This window comes from Haloquadratum walsbyi J07HQW2 (assembly GCF_000415985.1).
GTDB classification, from domain to species: Archaea; Halobacteriota; Halobacteria; order Halobacteriales; family Haloferacaceae; genus Haloquadratum; species Haloquadratum walsbyi_B.
Genome location: NZ_KE356561.1, coordinates 2637491 through 2639935 on the forward strand (window position 1 = coordinate 2637491; position 2445 = coordinate 2639935).

At 48.5% G+C, this 2445-nt stretch carries 1 protein-coding gene; it reads right to left on the bottom strand.

Going from position 1 to position 2445, the window contains the following annotated elements:
• The coding region (gene csg, locus J07HQW2_RS12410) for an HVO_2072 family ArtA-dependent S-layer glycoprotein (protein WP_303704123.1) at positions 1 to 2382 on the bottom strand (2382 nt) is incomplete at its 3' end.
• Positions 2383 to 2445: the final 63 nt, after the last annotated feature.

Sequence of the window (2445 nt, forward strand, 5' to 3'; positions counted from 1 at the left end):
ATCAAGCAGTTCAACGGTGATGACGTTCTCGTCAGGACGTTGATTTGTCTGTCCCTGAATCTCGATGGTTCCATTGTTTGCGACCGGACTGTTGATTGTATCAATCGTTGTTAGTCCATCAGCAAGTCGGAACGTTTCAGTCGTGATTAGATCATCACTTGCTGTATCATCAACAGAGTTAGCGATGATGAGTTCACGAACTTGATCGCCTGTGTTTGCATTGCCACTGAAGTCAGTCCCATCAGTGCCTGTACGTCCAGTTGCAATGATGTTCGCAAAGTCGCTCTCACTGCTTGAGAACCCATCTCCGAAGGTTCCGTCACGTCCTGCGGAGATGATGTGTGCGGAAACTGTTCCTTCACTTAGCGTGCCTGCTGCATTGCGGAAGGCGAGCGTGAAGTCTTCCTCACTAAATGTGTCATCATCATCAACACTAATGGTCTGAGCGATTGCTTGCCCACGTGGACCGACGAAAGCAACAACTACATCGCTCTTTCCGGGAGCAGAACCACTAAATGTAATCTGTGCATCGTCGGATGCAATCTGTCCATTATATGTGACGAATGATGATTCTAGCCCGGTATCAAGCACACGAAGTGATTGCTGTGAGCTCAGTCCACGGTTGAATTCAGATGTCGTCAAGACACTATCAGGGACATCGTCGCCATCGCTATCTGCATCTTGTGCACTGATAACACCAATTCGATATGTACCAGGAAGTGAAAGAATATTATTACCGAGGCTGTCACCGCTCAGAATAACATCTGTCTCTTCAAAGCTATCGTCGCCCTCTGTCTGGACAACATTATCACCATCAATTGTGACTAGCTCGTAATCTTGGTTATCTCGTGCATAGATTGCAACTTCATCAATTCCTTCGTTAGCGGTTCCATTCAGATCAACCTCAGAACCGGTAACGTAGGAGTTGGATGGGCTTGAAATGGAAATGTCGCCTTCGATGACGTCAAGATCTTCCTCATCATCAGTCTCGAAGCCATCGTCTGTCGTCAAGACAACACCGGCAGGATGCGATTCAATTGAAGTGACGCCGTCTGATGGGTACAGCTCAACCGTTGCTGAGCTGTCATCAAGGAACTGTGTTTCAACAGAGCCGACTCCGTTCCCACCGTCGATTTCAACGATAGCGTATGCGTACTCAACGCTACTAATATCGCTTGCGCCAGGTCCACTGCTGTCGGCAACACCAGTTTCGACTGTGTCGCCGACGTTGCGGAAGACGCCCTCCGCCTGATCGAGTGAGACTCCGTCTCGGAATTCACTTTCATCAATCACGACTGGGTGGAATTCTCCCTCTGGACTGTTTTCGATGGTAAATGTCGTATCTGAACCCTGCACAGCCTCGTCCTCACTCAGACTAAGTGATGCCGTTTGATCGGCACTAATTGTCGTTGTGACAGACTGCGTTGCATCGTCAGAGTCAAAATCTTCAACTCCTGCAACGCTGAATGTATAGTCGCCTTCGTCCAGATTACCTGGAGCTAGTTCGAATCGCACTATTCCGTCATCTGTTGATCCGTCTGCTGGCGGGCTGTCCGCATTCTTATTATCGTCTTCGCCTGGATCAAGCGCTTCGCCAGTTACATCGATCCCGTCTTCATCCTCAACGGTAAGTTCGATGTTTTCAGCTTCCTCATAGTTGTATTCAACGAGGACAGTTGCGTCATCTTGATCAGACTCTAAGATTCCGCCACTGACGTCATTTTCTCCATTATTTTGAACCTCAAGTGTCGTTACTCGTGGTTCCTGAACTGTGACACTGAATGTTCCGTCAGAATAGCTACCTTCTGCCTGGTCGTCTGGAATTGGGAACGAAAGCGTTACACCTTCGTTATCTCCGGCAGTCCGTTCGAGTGTAGCCGGACTAACTTCGTTGAAATCAGCATCTCTGAATGTAATATCTTCCTCACCCTGGAAGATTGTAGCCCCATTTCCGACGTCACCATCGACATCATCAGCCGTGGTGTAGCTTGCTGCGTCTTCACCTGGGAAAGCAAACTGTCCACGGTTTTCACTTGGACTTGGGTTATCTGACGTGATAGGCGTCACGTCACCGGCGTTAGCTGGCTGGTCTGGGTTGCCGTCGTCGCCGCCGTCGTCAGCTGCTGTCACGGTGTAAGACCGATCAGGTAGCTCCGTTGAAACACCCTCGTTTGCCACTGAGCCGGTGATTTCCACCGATTTTCCAACCGTTTCGTTAGTGGTAATTGTGTATTCAACAGTTATTTGTTCATTTGCATTAACATTATCCGATACAAGATTAACTGAGACTCCAGGGTCTCTACCTTCATTGCCATCGTTAGCAACGTCTACTGCTGGGTTGTCAATAGTTGATCCTCCTGATTCAACCGTGCGATCAGACACACTTCCAACTGATTGATTAAAGCTGTGTGATAAGCTGAATCCTGTACTTCCATTATCGGGTAC